At 65.9% G+C, this 15,436-nt stretch carries 15 protein-coding genes; 7 read left to right on the top strand and 8 right to left on the bottom strand.

The features are described 5' to 3' along the window. The first annotated feature begins 39 nt into the window (after window positions 1-39). Window positions 40-882 (top strand): acyl-CoA thioesterase domain-containing protein, encoded by an 843-nt coding sequence (locus HH308_RS14900; protein WP_170195003.1) that lies wholly within the window; start codon window positions 40-42, stop codon window positions 880-882. 88 nt (window positions 883-970) lie between these two features. Next, entirely contained in the window at window positions 971-2,038 is a 1,068-nt protein-coding gene (locus tag HH308_RS14895; protein ID WP_170195002.1) for a glycoside hydrolase family 183 protein, read from the top strand. 53 nt (window positions 2,039-2,091) lie between these two features. Here the strand turns inward: HH308_RS14895 and HH308_RS14890 are convergent, their stop codons facing one another. Together HH308_RS14890 and HH308_RS14885 are read right to left on the bottom strand one after the other, a co-directional pair. Beyond that, complete coding sequence (locus tag HH308_RS14890; RefSeq protein ID WP_211188516.1) at window positions 2,092-2,709, bottom strand: DUF305 domain-containing protein; 618 nt, start codon at window positions 2,707-2,709, stop codon at window positions 2,092-2,094. Between the two features lie 88 nt (window positions 2,710-2,797). Then, a complete protein-coding gene (locus HH308_RS14885) occupies window positions 2,798-3,241 on the bottom strand; it encodes a hypothetical protein (protein WP_170195001.1) in 444 nt (147 codons plus the stop codon). 220 nt (window positions 3,242-3,461) lie between these two features. Here HH308_RS14885 and HH308_RS14880 point away from each other — a divergent pair, with 220 nt between their 5' ends. Beyond that, window positions 3,462-4,238, top strand: coding sequence for a deoxyribonuclease IV (locus tag HH308_RS14880; protein WP_170195000.1), 777 nt, complete (start codon window positions 3,462-3,464; stop codon window positions 4,236-4,238). 229 nt (window positions 4,239-4,467) lie between these two features. Further along, on the top strand, window positions 4,468-6,303 hold the full coding sequence (locus HH308_RS14875) for an acyl-CoA dehydrogenase (protein ID WP_170194999.1): 1,836 nt from the start codon (window positions 4,468-4,470) through the stop codon (window positions 6,301-6,303). A 1,213-nt stretch (window positions 6,304-7,516) separates the two neighbouring features. Here HH308_RS14875 and HH308_RS14870 read toward each other — a convergent pair. Both HH308_RS14870 and HH308_RS14865 read right to left on the bottom strand, forming a co-directional pair. Beyond that, window positions 7,517-8,293 carry an SDR family NAD(P)-dependent oxidoreductase gene (locus HH308_RS14870; RefSeq protein WP_170194998.1) on the bottom strand — a complete coding sequence of 259 codons (777 nt, stop codon included), beginning with the start codon at window positions 8,291-8,293 and terminating at the stop codon, window positions 7,517-7,519. A gap of 53 nt (window positions 8,294-8,346) precedes the next feature. Beyond that, entirely contained in the window at window positions 8,347-9,456 is a 1,110-nt protein-coding gene (locus tag HH308_RS14865; RefSeq protein WP_170194997.1) for an AI-2E family transporter, read from the bottom strand. 68 nt (window positions 9,457-9,524) lie between these two features. Between HH308_RS14865 and HH308_RS14860 the strand changes: the two genes are divergently transcribed. Beyond that, window positions 9,525-9,947 carry a DUF6325 family protein gene (locus HH308_RS14860; RefSeq protein WP_170194996.1) on the top strand — a complete coding sequence of 141 codons (423 nt, stop codon included), beginning with the start codon at window positions 9,525-9,527 and terminating at the stop codon, window positions 9,945-9,947. 51 nt (window positions 9,948-9,998) lie between these two features. Further along, window positions 9,999-10,292 (top strand): SHOCT domain-containing protein, encoded by a 294-nt coding sequence (locus tag HH308_RS14855; protein WP_170194995.1) that lies wholly within the window; start codon window positions 9,999-10,001, stop codon window positions 10,290-10,292. Window positions 10,293-10,312: 20 nt separating this feature from the next. Here HH308_RS14855 and HH308_RS30715 read toward each other — a convergent pair whose 3' ends face one another. Genes HH308_RS30715 through HH308_RS14845 form a run of 3 tightly spaced genes read right to left on the bottom strand, consistent with a single transcriptional unit; the run spans window position 10,313 to window position 13,308 of the window. Next, entirely contained in the window at window positions 10,313-10,465 is a 153-nt protein-coding gene (locus tag HH308_RS30715) for a hypothetical protein (protein ID WP_512698888.1), read from the bottom strand. After that, window positions 10,393-11,607 (bottom strand): DUF1576 domain-containing protein, encoded by a 1,215-nt coding sequence (locus HH308_RS14850; RefSeq protein ID WP_170194994.1) that lies wholly within the window; start codon window positions 11,605-11,607, stop codon window positions 10,393-10,395. Before HH308_RS14850 ends, HH308_RS30715 begins: the two co-directional genes overlap by 73 nt. A gap of 12 nt (window positions 11,608-11,619) precedes the next feature. Further along, window positions 11,620-13,308 (bottom strand): VanW family protein, encoded by a 1,689-nt coding sequence (locus HH308_RS14845; RefSeq protein WP_312870601.1) that lies wholly within the window; start codon window positions 13,306-13,308, stop codon window positions 11,620-11,622. 166 nt (window positions 13,309-13,474) lie between these two features. On the opposite strand from HH308_RS14845, the gene HH308_RS14840 reads away from it, so the two are divergent. Further along, entirely contained in the window at window positions 13,475-14,017 is a 543-nt protein-coding gene (locus tag HH308_RS14840; RefSeq protein WP_170194993.1) for a CbrC family protein, read from the top strand. Window positions 14,018-14,068: 51 nt separating this feature from the next. Here the strand turns inward: HH308_RS14840 and HH308_RS14835 are convergent, their stop codons facing one another. Further along, complete coding sequence (locus HH308_RS14835; protein ID WP_170194992.1) at window positions 14,069-15,388, bottom strand: acetyl-CoA C-acetyltransferase; 1,320 nt, start codon at window positions 15,386-15,388, stop codon at window positions 14,069-14,071. Window positions 15,389-15,436: the final 48 nt, after the last annotated feature.

Raw genomic sequence — 15,436 nt, 5'->3', positions numbered from 1 at the left:
GCTACGGTCACATTGCCGAGCTGGTGTCATGATGGCGAGATGGAGCCCACCGCATTCTTCGCCCCGGCTGACGACGGTCGACTGATACCGACTCGCTTCTCACGGAGCCTGTGGGCGGACGACATGCTGCACGGCCCGGCGGTGTGCGGCGTCGCCGCGCGCTTCGCCGAAACACGGTACGGACGTGAGGGTTTCCGGCCGGCGCGGTTCACCATCGACCTGTTCAAGGCTGCTCGCAACCGCCCGACGAGTGCGGTGGGCCGGATCGTGCGCGACGGCGGACGGATCCGCACGGTCGAAGTCGACGTCGTGCAGGAGGGTGACGGCGACGATGTGGTGACCGTCGCACGGTCGACGACGGTGTTCGTCCGCGAGTCCGCCAACCCGCCGGGGCAGCGCTGGCAACGCGCCGCCGTCGCGCCGGCCGCCACCGGCGTCCCCGCCGACGACCTGGCGCCGTACTACAGCCTGGCCGACGACGCGTCGTCGTGGACCCGGGACATGACCGCGCTGCAGGCTCCCGTCCGCAAGCGAATGTCCACCGCGCTGGTGCCGATCGTCGAGGACGAGCGACTGACGCCCTTTCAGCGGACCGTGCTCGCCGCCGAGGCGACCAGCCTGATGGGCAACTGGGGCAGCACCGGCATCGGTTTCATCAATTGCGACGTGACCGTCGTGATCGTCAGACTGCCCGACGCCGGGCGGATCACCGTCGAAACCGACTCGCACCTGGAGGCCGACGGCATCTCGACGAGCACCGCCAATCTCTACGATTCGGGCGGCCAGTTCGCGACCGGGATCGTCGTCGGCGTGAACAACGCGGCGTCGGAGATCGACTTCACCGTGATCGATCCGAAGGAGCGCTACGCCGAAGGCGCGTGAGGACTGCGCCCGACAAGAGTTTGTCGTCGATCGCGCGTAACTCCCCGCCGATGTGAGCCCAGCCACCATCGTTGATAAGGTGCCTCGCATGGTCTTGCGCTTCGCGAAGCTTCGAACTTCGGCAACCATCGCGGCGGTATCAGTAGCGATGGTCTGCGGGCTCACTCACGCCCCGTCGGCCTCGGCCGATCCGGGACCCGCCGGGCGCGGCACGATCGTCGCGCGGCTCACCGGTCCGGGCGCGATGAACGACACCATCGGCCAAGACGATGTCTTCGGCACCGACCTCGGCGTCCTGTGGGACAACGGGCACGGCGAGATCCTGGCGGCCTTCGGCGACACCCAGTCGATCAACGGGTGGTCGTTGCTCTACGGCGACCTGTTCTATTGGCGATCCAACGTGCTGCTGCGCAGCCGCGACCACAATCTCGCCAACGGTATGACCTTCACCGGCCACAGCGGTCCGGTCGGGCACGCCAAACGCCTGCTCAAGCCGACGAGCCGGGAGATCACGATCATCCCGACCGCAGGCGTGGCGATCAACGGCAGGCAGTACATGTCGGTCATGGCCGTCAACCACTGGGGCGACCCGGGTACCTGGAAGACACGTTTCTCAGGCTTGGCCGTCTCCGACGACAACGGCCGAAACTGGAAGGCCACCAACACTTTCCGCCCCAACTGGGGCAGTAACCGCAAGTTTCAGATGAGCGCCTTCCTCAAGGAGGGTGGTTATGTCTACATCTACGGGACTCCGCCGGGCCGCGCGGGCGCCGTGTACCTGGCTCGGGTTCCGCAAGCACAGATCGCGAATCTCGGTGCCTACGAATACTTCTCGTGGGGCAAGTGGGTGCCGCGCAATACCGATGCGGCGACCCCGGTGATGTCGGGGCCGACCGGTGAACTCTCGGTGGCCTACGACCGCTACCTCGGCAAGTACATCTCACTGGCCACCCGCGACGGCGTTCTGATGCGTACCGCCGATCACCCGGAAGGCCCGTGGACCAGCGGTGTGAACGTGGTTCCGGCGAACGACCCGTACTCCGGCTACGCCCCGTTCATCCACCCGTGGTCGCTGGACGGCCCGACGCTGTACTTCACGTACTCGATCTCGCTGGGCTATCAGGTGTATTTGATGCGGCTGCCGCTGCGTAAGTAATTGTTTCCGGCGGGGCTCACCGACGTGTCGGTGAGCCCGCCGCGGTCATGCTGTCACTTGCCCAGCAGTGTGTTCATCCGTGCGATCTCAGCGAGCTGCGCGGTCTTGATCGCGGCTGCGAGGGTTCGGCTACCGGCGTCGACGCCGTCGGTGAGTTCGGCGTCGGCCATGGCGACCGCGCCCTCGTGGTGACGCACCATCATCGACAGCCACTTCCGATCGAACTCGGTGCCGCGCGCCGCGGTCAGCTCGGTCATGTCGGCGTCGGACATCATGCCCGACATCCGGTGTCCGCCATGGCCGCCCGACATCTCGGTCGGTTGGCCCCATGCCTTCAGCCGCGCGGTCATCTGGTCGATCTCAGGCTGCTGGGCAGTCCTGATCGAGGCGGCGAGTTGCCGGACCGCGGGAGTGGTGGTCCGCGAGTCGACGAGGGCCGCCATTTCAAGCGCCTGCGAGTGGTGCGGAATCATCATCTGGTTGAACATCACGTCGGCCGAATTGTGTTGGGCCACTGACGAAGCGGGCACCGATGTGGTGGTGACCGTCGTCGGCGTCGAGGCATGTCGAGGATGGGTTGAATCGTCGGAGCCGCATCCGGCGGCGAATAGCGTTGCCGCAGTTGCGGAGATCAGCAGGGCAGCACGAAGTGACTTGTGGTTGAACGACATCGGATTCCTTGGAGGTGAGAAGGGTGAACTGATCGGCGAAGGCCGGTCGGGCGCACGAGAAGTCGATCGACGCCCACCGGGTCGTCGATCAGCGCAGCAGCACTCCAAGCTGAAGGTGGGTGGCGATCGCCCAGGGCGGCGGGCGGCCCAGCACCACACGGCGCGCAACCACCAAGCGCGCGAACAACTCTCGCGGCGGATACGCGATCACGACGAGGATCGCCAGAACGATGATCGCCGCACCGCCGGGCAGAACGAAGGTGCACGACGCCGACATCGTGCAGTCGTCTGCGGCCGACGCCTTGTCGACTCCACGGGCCTGAGTCTGCTCACCCATCGTCGGGCGGTGATCGCTCGACGCGACGGCGTCGTGGTGGGCGACCGGTGCTCCATGGTGCGATGCCGGCATCGCCGCGGAGGCACAGTGCGCTCCGAAGGCGGAATGCATCAGTACGACGGCGATCGAGGTCAACATCAACAACAGCGCACGCCGCACCCGCGGCGCGCTGCCCTGTCGTCGACGAAACCTCACCCGCACAGGGTAGGCGACGTCGGAACTGAGGCGCGTCTCCCCGAGGCATCGCCGGGGCGTTTCTTCGGTCCGACACGGTGGAGGATGCGCCGATAGCGGCTGCCATCGTGACCGACAACGCCGCGAGGCGGTCACTACTTCGACTCGCACGCTCGCTCAGCACGGCGTGGGCCGCCGAGGGCCGCAAAGAGAATCGGGACACACGCCTTAAGGTTGACGGATGCGTATTGGAGCACACCTTCGTGAGGATGCGAACCCCGTCGAGACCGCCGAGGAACTCGGCATCGACATCTATCAGATGTTTGTCACCGACCCGCAGAGCTGGAAGAAACCCGAGCCCCATCCGCACGCCGAGGAGATCCGCAATTCGCCGATCGACGTCGTCGTGCATTCGAGTTATCAGATCAACGTCGCGAGCTTGAACAACCGGCTGCGGATGCCGTCGCGCAAGGCCGTCGAACAGCAGGCTGCGGCGGCCGCCGAACTCGGGGCGATCGGGCTCGTCGTACACGGTGGCCACCTGCGTGACGGCGAGGACGCGGCGCTGGGATTCGAGAACTGGCGCAAGCTCTTCGAGCGCCAAGTGGACAAGGGCGGATTCGGCGTGCCGATCCTGATCGAGAACACCGCGGGTGGGGATCATGCGATGGCGCGAACCCTGGAGTCGATCGAGCGTCTGTGGGACGCGGTCGGCGACTTCGAGGGAGTCGGATTCTGCCTCGACACCTGCCACGCCTGGGCCGGCGGCGAAGATCTCGTCGGGCTGGTCGATCGAGTCCGTGCGATCACCGGCCGCATCGACCTGATCCATCTGAACAACTCTCGCGACGAGTTCGATTCCGGCCGCGACCGACACGCGAACCTGGCGTCGGGACATATCGACGCCGATGTGCTCGTCGGCGTGATCGAGGCCGCCCGGTCGCCGGTCGTTCTGGAGACCCCGGCCGAGGGGATTCCGGATGATCTGGCGTATCTGCGCGAGGTTTTGCAGCCGTAGCTGTGACTTTCATCACGCGCTAGCAATTGCTAGCGCAGATCACACATGTTCCTGTTGTCCGTTGTCCGTACGCAGAGTATTCTTAAGGTTGTTACCGGCGAGTAACATAGCGACCGGGCGGCAGACCCGGCGCCGACACTCGCCCGCAACCCAGCGATGTGCACGACCCGACGTCGACGGACCAACCGCCGAAGCCGGCCAGCCCAAACCGAGTAAAGGAAAGCCAGACATGGGCCATTACAAGAGCAACCTGCGCGACCTGCAGTTCAACCTCTTCGAACTGTTCAACCTGGACAAGGTTCTGGAAACCGGCGAATTCGGCGACCTGGATCACGAGACGGTCGTCGACATGCTGCGCGAGGTCAAGACCCTCGCCGAAGGACCGATCGCCGAGCCGTTCGCCGACACCGACCGCAATCCCCCGGTGTTCCACCCCGACACCCACTCGGTGACCATCCCCGAAGGTTTCAAGAAGGCCGTCGCCACCCTGCAGGAGTCCGGCTGGGCGATGACCGGTCTGCACGAGGAGCTCGGCGGCATCCCGGTTCCGTCGACCGTCAAGTGGGGCATCGCCGAACTGCTGCTCGGCGCGCAGCCCGCGGCCTTCATGTATATGGCCGGACCGTCGTTCGCGCAGGTCTTCTACAACAACGGCACCGATGAACAGAAGAAGTGGGCGCAGATCATCTCCGAGCGCGGCTGGGGCGCCACGATGGTGCTCACCGAGCCCGACGCCGGCTCCGACGTCGGCGCCGGCCGCACCAAGGCCACCCAGCAGGAAGACGGCACCTGGCACATCGAGGGTGTGAAGCGGTTCATCACCTCGGCCGACGCCGACGACATGTTCGAGAACACCTTCCACCTGGTGCTGGCCCGCCCCGAGGGCGCCGGACCGGGCACCAAGGGCCTGTCGCTGTTCTACGTCCCGAAGACCCATTTCGACTTCGAGACCCAGGAATTCGGCGAACGCAACGGTGTCTTCGTCACCAACGTCGAGCACAAGATGGGCCTCAAGGCCTCGACCACCTGCGAGCTGTCCTTCGGCCTGCACGGGGTACCCGCCAAGGGCTGGCTGGTCGGCGAGATCCACAACGGCATCGCGCAGATGTTCGACGTCATCGAGCACGCCCGGATGATGGTCGGTACCAAGGCCATCTCGACCCTGTCGACCGGTTACCTCAATGCTCTCGACTACGCCAAGCAGCGCGTACAGGGTTCGGATCTGACTCAGATGACCGACAAGGCCGCACCGCGCGTCACCATCACGCACCACCCGGATGTCCGTCGTTCGCTGATCACCCAGAAGGCCTACGCCGAGGGACTGCGGGCGATCTACCTGTACACCGCGTCGCACCAGGACGCGTCGTCGGCGAAGATCGTCTCCGGCGCCGACGCCGACCTCGCGTTCAAGATCAACGACCTGCTGCTGCCGATCGTCAAGGGCGTCGGCTCCGAGCGTGCCTACGAGAAGCTCACCGAGTCGCTGCAGACCCTCGGCGGGTCGGGCTTCCTGCAGGACTACCCGATCGAGCAGTACATCCGCGACTCGAAGATCGACTCGCTGTACGAGGGCACCACCGCCATCCAGGCGCAGGACTTCTTCTTCCGCAAGATCATTCGCGACAAGGGCCAGGCACTGGCTCACGTGGCGGGCGAGATCTCGAAGTTCATCGAGTCCGACGCCGTCGACGGTCGGCTCAAGGGCGAGCGCGCGCTGCTGAAGACCGCGCTGGAAGACATTCAGGGCATGGCGGCCACGCTGACCGGGTTCCTGATGGGCGCGCAGGAGAACTCCACCGAGCTGTACAAGGTCGGGCTGGGTTCGGTGCGCTTCCTGCTCGGCGTCGGGGACCTGCTGATCGGCTGGCTGCTGCTGCGCCAGGCGGAGATCGCACTGGCCGCACTCGACGCCGACGCATCGGGCGCCGACAAGGCGTTCTACGAGGGCAAGGTTGCCACCGCGGCCTTCTTCGCGAAGAACATGCTGCCGCAGCTCACCGCGACCCGCGGCATCATCGAGAACATCGACAACGACGTCATGGAGCTCGACGAAGCGGCCTTCTGAGCCTGCAGTCCGCTTTGCCTCAGACCCTGCACCTCCGGTGCGGGGTCTGAGTTCTTTCACCCGTGCGGGTGTTGGGAGCAGTCGTGTCGATAGGTCGAACGGTGCCGATTGGAATCTGTCGCGAATGGAAAAGGGACGCTCAGGTGCGTCGAGGTGAATATTCCCTCGGCGTGGGTGACGCGGCAGAATGCAGTCCGTTGGGGATTGAAAAAGGGACGCTCAGCTCCGCCGGGGTGGATTCTCCCTCAGTGAGGGTGACGGGGCAGAATGCAATCAACTGGCTCGCATAGCGGCTTCGCTGAGCCTCGACAGAAAGCAGACCACTCGCCGAGTTACGTTCTCCGCCTCGCCTCATGCGCCGACTGAAAAAGGGACGCTCACGTCCACCAAGGTGAATACTCCCTCGACGAGGGTGACGCGGCAGAATACAATCAGCTGGCGACTGAAAAAGGGACGCTCACGTCCGCCGAGGTGAATACTCCCTCGACGAGGGTGACGGGACAGAATGCAATCAACTGGCTCGCATAGCGGCTGCGCCGAGCCTCGACAGAAAGCAGACCACTCGCCGAGTTACGTTCTCCGCCTTGCCTCATGCGCCGACTGAAAAGGGACGCTCAGCTCCGCCGAGGTGAATACTCCCTCGGCGAGGGTGACGGGACACAATGCAATCAGCTGGCTCGCATAGCGGCTTCGCCGAGCCTCGACAGAAAGCAGACCACTCGCCGAGTTACGTTCCCCGCCTTGCCTCATGCGCCGACTGAAAAAGGGACGCTCACGTCCATCGAGGTGAATACTCCCTCGGCGAGGGTGACGGGACAGAATGCAATCAGCTGGCTCACACAGCGGCTTTGCCGAGCCTCGACAGAAAGCAGACCACTCGCCGAGTTACGTTCTCCGCCTTGCCTCATGCGCCGACTGAAAAAGGGACGCTCACGTCCACCAAGGTGAATACTCCCTCGACGAGGGTGACGCGGCAGAATACAATCAGCTGGCGACTGAAAAAGGGACGCTCACGTGCGCCGAGGCGAATACTCCCTCAGCAAGTGTGACGCGGCAGAATGCAATCAGCCACCGACCGAAAACAGCCCGCTCACCTTCGCCGAGGTGAATGTCCCCTCAGCAAGCATGACAAGACAGAATTCAACGAGTCACCGCTAAAACCGACGGATCGGACCAGGCGTCGCCTGGTCCGATCCGACAGTGGATATAGCCGCTACTTCGGAGGCATCCGGATGCCGCCGTCGACGCGGACGACCTCGGCGTTCATGTAGGAGTTGGTGATCAGCTCTTCGACCATCGACGCCAGTTCGTCCGGCACGCCGAGACGCTTGGGGAACAGGACGCTCTCGCCGAGCTTGGCCTTGAACGCGTCCGACTCGGGGCCGGTGCCGTAGATCGGGGTGTCGATCAGGCCGGGGGCGATGCAGTTGACGCGCACGCCGACGGCGGCCAGGTCACGGGCGACCGGCAGGGTCATACCCACGACACCGCCCTTCGACGACGAGTAGGCGGCCTGGCCGATCTGCCCGTCGAATGCCGCCACGCTGGCGAGGTTGACGATCGCGCCGCGTTCGCCGTTCTCGTTGGGCTCGTTGCGGCTCATGGCGGTGGCGCTGAGGCGGACCGAGTCGAAAGTGCCGATCAGGTTGATCGCGATGACCTTCTTGTAGAGGTCGAGGTTGTGCGCCGAGGCGAACTGGCCGTCCTTGCCGACGGTGCGCTGCGCCCAGCCGATGCCGGCCGAGTTGACGACGGCCTTCAGCGGGCCGAGTTCGGTGGCCTTGTTGACGGCGGCCTCGATCTGCTCGGTGTTGGTCACGTCGACGGCGACGAAGACTCCGCCGAGTTCCTTGGCCAACGCCTCACCGTCGTCGGCCTTGAGGTCGGCGATGACGACCTTGGCGCCGCGAGCGGCCAGCCGGCGAGCCGACGCGGCACCGATACCCGATGCACCGCCGGTCACAATTGCACTTGCTCCATTGATATCCATGGGACCGAGCATACGTTCGGTCGTTTCGGCTTCGACGCCGCCCCCTGTGTCGGTCAGGTCGTCGTGTGGGGCGCGGGGCGTCGCATGGTTCGCACCGCTTCGACGGACTTGACGACGGCGGCCAGCGTCGGGGCGCCGAGCACCATTCCGATGAGCCCGGCCACGGTTCCGCCGATCATCGTCGCAAGCAGGACAGAAATCGGATGCAAACGCAACGACGATCCCAAAGCCCATGAGCTGACGGCACTTTGGATCGTTCCGTTGGAGATGACGAAGGTGACGAGAATGATCACCGCCGCGGTCGGGCCGCCGGTACCGAAGGCGATGAGTACGGCGAAGACGCCGGTGATCCACGCACCGACGAACGGCAGGAATGACAAGAAGAAGTACAGGATGAAGATCGGGATGACCAACGGGATCCGCAGAATGAGCAGCGGGATGACGAAGATCGGCGCTGTCATCAACGCGGTGATCGCGGTCCCGCGGAAGTAGCCGCGGACCGACTGTCGGGACAGATCCACCACCGCGTCGACCTCGGTGACGTCGAGGCCTGTGCTGCGGGCCAGCCACGACGGGAAGAGCCGGGAATCGCGCAGGACGAAGAACAGGAAGAAGGCGGCGAAGAAGATCCCGACGACGAGTGCGATCATGCCGTAGAAGGTGCTGGTGACGACGCCGAGGACACCCTGCGCGAGTTCCTGAGCGTGCGTGCCGAGCGCGCTGCGCGCGTGCTCCAACCACTGCGAGTCGAGATCGAGGTCGGTGACCCAGCGCATCGCCGCATTCCAGCCGAGCAGCAGTTCGTCTTGGATCTGCGGCCACTGCGAGACGAATCCCCACACCATGACGACCACCGTGACCGCGCCCACCGCGACGGCGAAGAGAAGGGTGATCGCCACGGCAACGGTGGCCGGCACGCCACGCCTCTTCAACGCTTCGGCGACCGGCTCCAGCACGATCCCCAGAATCACCGCGATGACCAGAGGAATCAGGATGCTGCTCACCGCGCCGAGCGCCGCGGCGATGACGACCACCAGCGCGACGATCCCCAGGAGATACCAACTCGCCAGTCCGGCGCGGGCGAGAATCGAACCGCCCGCGCGGCTCCGCTCGGCCGACGGCCTCGGACTCTCGCCCGACGAACCACCCTCTGCCACAGCCATTCTCGTCCTTCCGAGGCATCCGAGCCGTAGCCGGGATGCGGTGAGCCGCCCCAAGCTAAACTGCTGCGGTGAACGATACAGTCCTCGGCCCGGTCGATTTCTTCATCATCGAATTCGCCGACGGCAGGGTCACCGCCGACGGCTTCGCCGCACTGGTCGACCTCGTCGACCGAAACGTCGTCTATGTCATCGACATAGAGTTCCTTCGCAAAGGCCACGACGACACGGTGGTCACCGTCGACGCCCACGACCTCGGGGTGATCGGCGGAATCGACTTCGCCGACTTCGACGGCGCCGCCAGCCGCTTGCTCGACGACGACGATCTCACCGTGGTGCGCGACGCCGTCTCGACCGACGCGATCGCAGCCATCGTCGTGTACGAGGAGTTGAGCATCAGTCAGGTCCTGGGGGCATTCGAATCCGCCGGTGGTCGCGTAGTGGCGGTCGGACCGGTCGACTCCGCCGACCTCGACGCCGCCCTCGACCGGTAGGCGTCGAGCACATCTTCGACCCAGTAGTCACGGCAGACAAGGATCACGATCATGGGAATTCTGAGAACGGCGGGCCGCGCGGCCATCGCCAGTTCGGTGCACGGTCGCGTACAACGACGCCAGCAGCAACGCTGGGCCAACCAGCACGCCACCCGCGCGCAGCAACCCGTCGTTCATCACGCGCCACCGGCCCCTGCGCCGCAGGCACCACCCGTCCCGCAAACACCTGCGGTGTCGATCGACGAGCAGCTGGCCCAGTTGACGCAGCTCGGCCAACTCCGCGACGCCGGGATCCTCACCGAAGACGAGTTCGCCGCTAAGAAGGCGCAGATCCTGGCGCTGTGACGGCTAGCGTTCCAGGAACGCTAGGCGGCGGGCACATCCGTTCGCTCCGACGGTGTGTCGCTCGCCCGGCGATCGCCGAGCATCAGCGCCACGGGCCCGACTACCGCGGCAACCAGCCCCGCCGCGAACCCGTTCCCGTACAGGTTGAGTCCGCCGGTAAGCACGCCGCCGATCTGGGCCATCGACACGTGCAGGAATCCCGCGAGCAGTCCCCAGTGCGGACCGAACCGTCCGGCGATCGGGCCAGACAGGTGCCGAACATCAATGCCCAGATGACGCCGGGGTCGGCGAGGCCCAGCGGTTTGAGCCACACCCCGAGGAGCACACCGGCCATCACCGGAACGATGTTGACGGTGTGTTTGCCACACGCGCCGAACCCGATCACGCTGACGATGCCACCGACCACCGGTCCGTTGAGGTCCGCGCCGATGGCGAACACGACCGCCGTCGTCAGGGTGCCGATGATAGCCATGTTCAGCAGCGTCGAGCCGGCGCCGTCGGAATCGATGAAGTCGACCGGCGCCTGTCCGGTGCGGCTGTGCAATGCGCGCAGTCCCCGCCACGGCGTCCGGTTCACCGCGAACGCGGTCGCCACCACCGCGGCGATCATCACGACGACGAGGACCAGCAGCGACGCGTTGTTACCGTCGGTCCAGCTCATCGGCGGTTGGGGCGCCAAGCCGAAGCTGCTGAACACCGCCACGATGACCGCGCCGAGGATTCCCGCGACAAAACCCATGTTGTACAACGTCATTCCGTTGTGGGCGCGAAACAGCCCGCGCGCGACGGGTGAGACGACGAACCCGATCAGCACGCCGATGGCCAACCCGGCCGGAACGGCGATCCACCGGTCGAGCCCGCTGTTGAACGCGATCTCGGAGAACACCGGTGACAGCGCGGTCGCGAACCAGGCGGTGGTCACCGAATCACGAAGCGGCTCATGGACGAACCGTGCGTACAGCGCGACGCCGATCAGGATGGGCCACACGTTGAGGACGGTCTTACCGAACAGCCCGAACCCCAACACCATGTACAGGCAACCGACCGCCGCGCCGTCGATCCGGGCGCCGCTGAATCGGTAGGTGGCGCAAGCGATCAAGGTGAGCACACCGGCTTGGGCGAAGGCTCCGCCGAGCCCGCCGAGCCCGACGAAGTCGGTGATCAGCACATCCGGCGCGATCACGATGTCACCGATCCCGGAAATCACCTCGCGCGGCGACGACACGACGAAACCGAACACCACGCAGGCGCCCGCGGTACCCGCGATCAATCGCAGCAGGGCCCGCTCGGTCGGCGTGTGGCGGACTTGCGGCATCGACACTCCTCGCTATGTGCACACGACGTTCGGCTCGGGAGCATATCTGACGGTCCGAGTGTGCCGATAAATCTGCCGGTGTGTCGCGCGGTCGGTGATCACCCGCGTGTTCGACGTTGTGAATCCGCGTTGACCGGCGCTGGCCAGGCAGTCGCGCCCCGCGGGCAGTCGGATCGTCGAAGGGTCGGTGTAGGCGAACCTGTCTCCGGTGATCGACTGCACCTCAACGGTTTTCGTCGACCACATTCGAACCGTGACCGACGCCGGCGTCCACTGCGTCTCGATGTAGATTCCCGACGCCGTGTTGTTGCCGAAGACCAGATCGATGGCTCCCTCGAAGACCGTCGCCTCGCGCGCTTCGGGATAGCGGGAGATGTAGTAGGCGTGCTCGGTGTGATCGACGTCGTCGAGGCCCGCGAAGTACGCCGCGTTGTAGAGCGTCGTCGCGAACTGCGAGATGCCGCCGCCGACGGCCTTGGCCGCCCGACCGTGATCGATGATCGTCGAACTCACGTAACCCTGCGCGCTGCCCCGCGGACCGGTGAACGTATTCAGGGAGAACTTCTTGCCCGGCAACACGATTGCGCCGTCGACCTTCTCTGCGACCAACCGGATGTTCTCGCCCGACGCCGAACTGAATCCTCCGGTCGTGAACTCGCTGACGACCTCTTTGACGCCGAGTGTGTTCGCCTTGGCGGTGTCGAGTGCGGGCGCGGTCTCCCGGTAGCTGACCTCACTGCGTCGAGCCGACGGTTCCAGCGCGGCACGACCGAGCCGCTGACCGGTGCCGGTCCAGTCGATCGCGTACCCGCCGCGCGACGGCACCACTTTCGGGGCGGCGCCGCCGACCGCGAACGTCGCGTTGACGGGACGCTTCTCGGTCGGACGCAGGATCGTCGACGCGAGGCCCGCGAGCTTCTTCGCGTCGACGACGGGCGTCAATCCGCCTCTGCCGTCGGGGCCGAATGTCGAGACCTGTCCGAGTTGCCGCGGGGTCAGCGTGAGCCCACCGCCCCGGCCGTCGACGCGCACCGAGCGCGACACGTACGTCTTCGCGGCGGTGTCGACGACTCTGCGCACCGTATCGGCGCCGACCGTCGGCGAGAACGCCTCCATCGGCATGTCGATGACGCCGCCGTCGAGCCACGACGCCGAGACCACCTCGCGCGCCGCGGCCCGGTCGACACGCAGACCGGCAGACGGGAAGTCACCGACCGGTGTCGTGCCGTCGGGCGTGATGGTGAAATGGACGCCGCCCTCCACCGCGGCCCGTTCGAGTACCGACCGTTTGGCGTCGAGCGCCTCGTTGAACGCGGCGTCGTCGACGCGGATCACCGGAGTGACCGCGACGTCGGCGCCGAACAGTGCCGCCAGCCGCGTCCAAAGGCTGCGTGGCTGGGTCATGACGCGCTCGACGGTGGCGTCGGCGTCGAACGACAATCCGAGTTCGGCGGCGGTGAACGTCGCCGTCCCCGACGGCGTGCGCAGGTGTATGGGAGCAGCCGGCGTCGGACGCAGACGGTCGACTGCCGATCTGGCGTCGTCGCGCGATACATTGCCGACGTCGAGTCCGGCGAGTGTGGCTCCGCGCTCACTGCGGCCGTGCGTCGCGATCACGTCGATCGACAACGCGAGGATGAACACGAGCAGGACGGCGATTGCGCAGTGGACTGCGCGTCGGCCTCGCCCCGTCGATTTCACTCTGTCCAAGATATAGCGGCTCCGACCGAGCTGCCGGGTCGGGGGTCTGGCAGCTCGATCGGAGCCAACCCGTATATCTACCGGCCGCGACGGTTCGTTACAGCGTCGGGGAGAAATATTCTCACGGGCTGCGAGAAGGCCGGTGACCAGCGGTAACGTGCCTACGATGAGCGAACAGCTGCCCCAGTTCCGCTACTTCCCAGAGCCGGTGAAGACCGACGTCATCGTCGTCGACGCCGATGCCGTCTGCCCGTGCTGCGAGCGGGCTCGTGGCTACCGCTACACCGGACCGTTCTACACCGTCGACGAGGTCGACGGCCTGTGCCCGTGGTGTATCGCCGACGGTTCGGCACACGATCGCTTCGACGGTTCGTTCGTCGCCGACATCGCCTGGGGCTATCCGGTACAGCACGTTCCCGACGCCGTCGTCGACGAGGTCACGCATCGGACACCCGGATTCCGGGCGTGGCAGGAGCCGCGCTGGTGGGCGCATTGCGACGACGCCGCGGTGTACCTCGGGCCGGCCGGTGCCGCCGAGTTGGCCGAGCTCAGCGTCGACGACGTCGAGTGCATCAGACTGACCGCCGACTATCGCGCCGACGACTGGGAACGGATTCGGCCCGCCCTACGCGCCGACGGGGACGCAGCACTGGTGCTGTTTCGCTGTCGCCGGTGCGCGCAGTACGGCGGATACGTGGACCTGTCGTGAACATACGTCGGGCCGGTCACCGCGTGGGTGACCGGCCCGGCGTCGAACGAGCTATCCCTCGATGATCGCAGTGACGCCCTGGCCACCCGCGGCACAGATGGAGATCAGCGCACGACCGCCGCCGTTCTCCCGGATCTGCTTGGCGGCCTGCGCGACGATGCGTCCGCCGGTCGCGGCGAACGGGTGCCCCGCGGCCAGCGACGAACCGTTGACGTTGAGCTTGGAGCGGTCGATGGAGCCGAGCGCCTTGTCCAGCCCGAGGCGATCCTTGCAGTACTCCTCCGACTCGAACGCCTGCAGCGTCGCGAGCACCACGGAGGCGAAGGCCTCGTGGATCTCGTAGAAATCGAAGTCCTGCAGGGTCAGTCCGTTGCGCTCGAGCAGGCGCGGAATCGCGTAGGTCGGGGCCATCAGCAGGCCGTCGGGTCCGTTGACGTAGTCGACGGCCGCGGTCTCACTGTCGACGAAGTACGCGAGGACCGGAAGCTTCTTCTCTTCGGCCCACTCGTCACTGGCGAGCAGCACGGTCGACGCGCCGTCGGTGAGCGGGGTCGAGTTGCCCGCGGTCATCGTCGCGTCACCGAGCGAGACTCCGAAGACCGGCTTGAGGGTGGCGAGCTTCTCGGCCGTCGAATCACCGCGCAGATTCTGGTCGCGGGTCAGCCCCATGAACGGGGTGACCAGGTCGTCGAAGAATCCGGCGTCGTAGGCCTTGGCCATGTTCTGGTGGCTCGCGGCGGCCAGAGCGTCCTGGTCCTCGCGTTTGACGCCGAACTCCTTGGCGGTGATGGCCGCGTGCTCGCCCATCGACATGCCGGTGCGCGGCTCGCCGTTCTTCGGGATCTCGATGCCGAGTTTGGTGGCGAGTCCGGCCGCGGCGAGCAGCCGGTCGGAGGTGCTGCGGGCCCGGTTGACCTCGAGCAGCTGACGACGCAGCGACTCGGAGACGGCGATCGGCGCGTCGGAGGTGGTGTCGACGCCGCCGCCGACGGCCGAGTCGTAGCGACCTGCGGCGATGCCGTCGGCGACGATGGTGATCGCCTGCAGGCCGGTGCCACATGCCTGCTGGACGTCGAGGCCGGGAGTGTAGGGCGACAGCGCCGAGCCGAGGACGCTCTCGCGAATGAGGTTGAAGTCACGCGAATGCTTGAGCACCGCGCCGCCGGCGACCATCCCGAGCTGCTCACCCTGCAGGTTGAAGCGGCTGACCAGGCCCGACAGGGCCGCGGTGAACATGTCCTGGTTGCTGGCGGTGGCGTACGCCTTGTCCTGGCGCGCGAACGGAATGCGGTTGCCGCCGAGGATCGCGACGGGGCGTTGCTGACGCGGCTCCGGCTTGCGAGCGGGCTTGCGGGATGTGCTGTTGGCCACGGAAGGCTCCTTGAGGAGTTGAATGGAACTGCTATGGAGTATTCTTAC

This window comes from Gordonia asplenii (genome assembly GCF_012933505.1).
GTDB classification, from domain to species: Bacteria; Actinomycetota; Actinomycetes; order Mycobacteriales; family Mycobacteriaceae; genus Gordonia; species Gordonia asplenii.
This window is presented reverse-complemented; position numbering and strand designations above follow the sequence as displayed.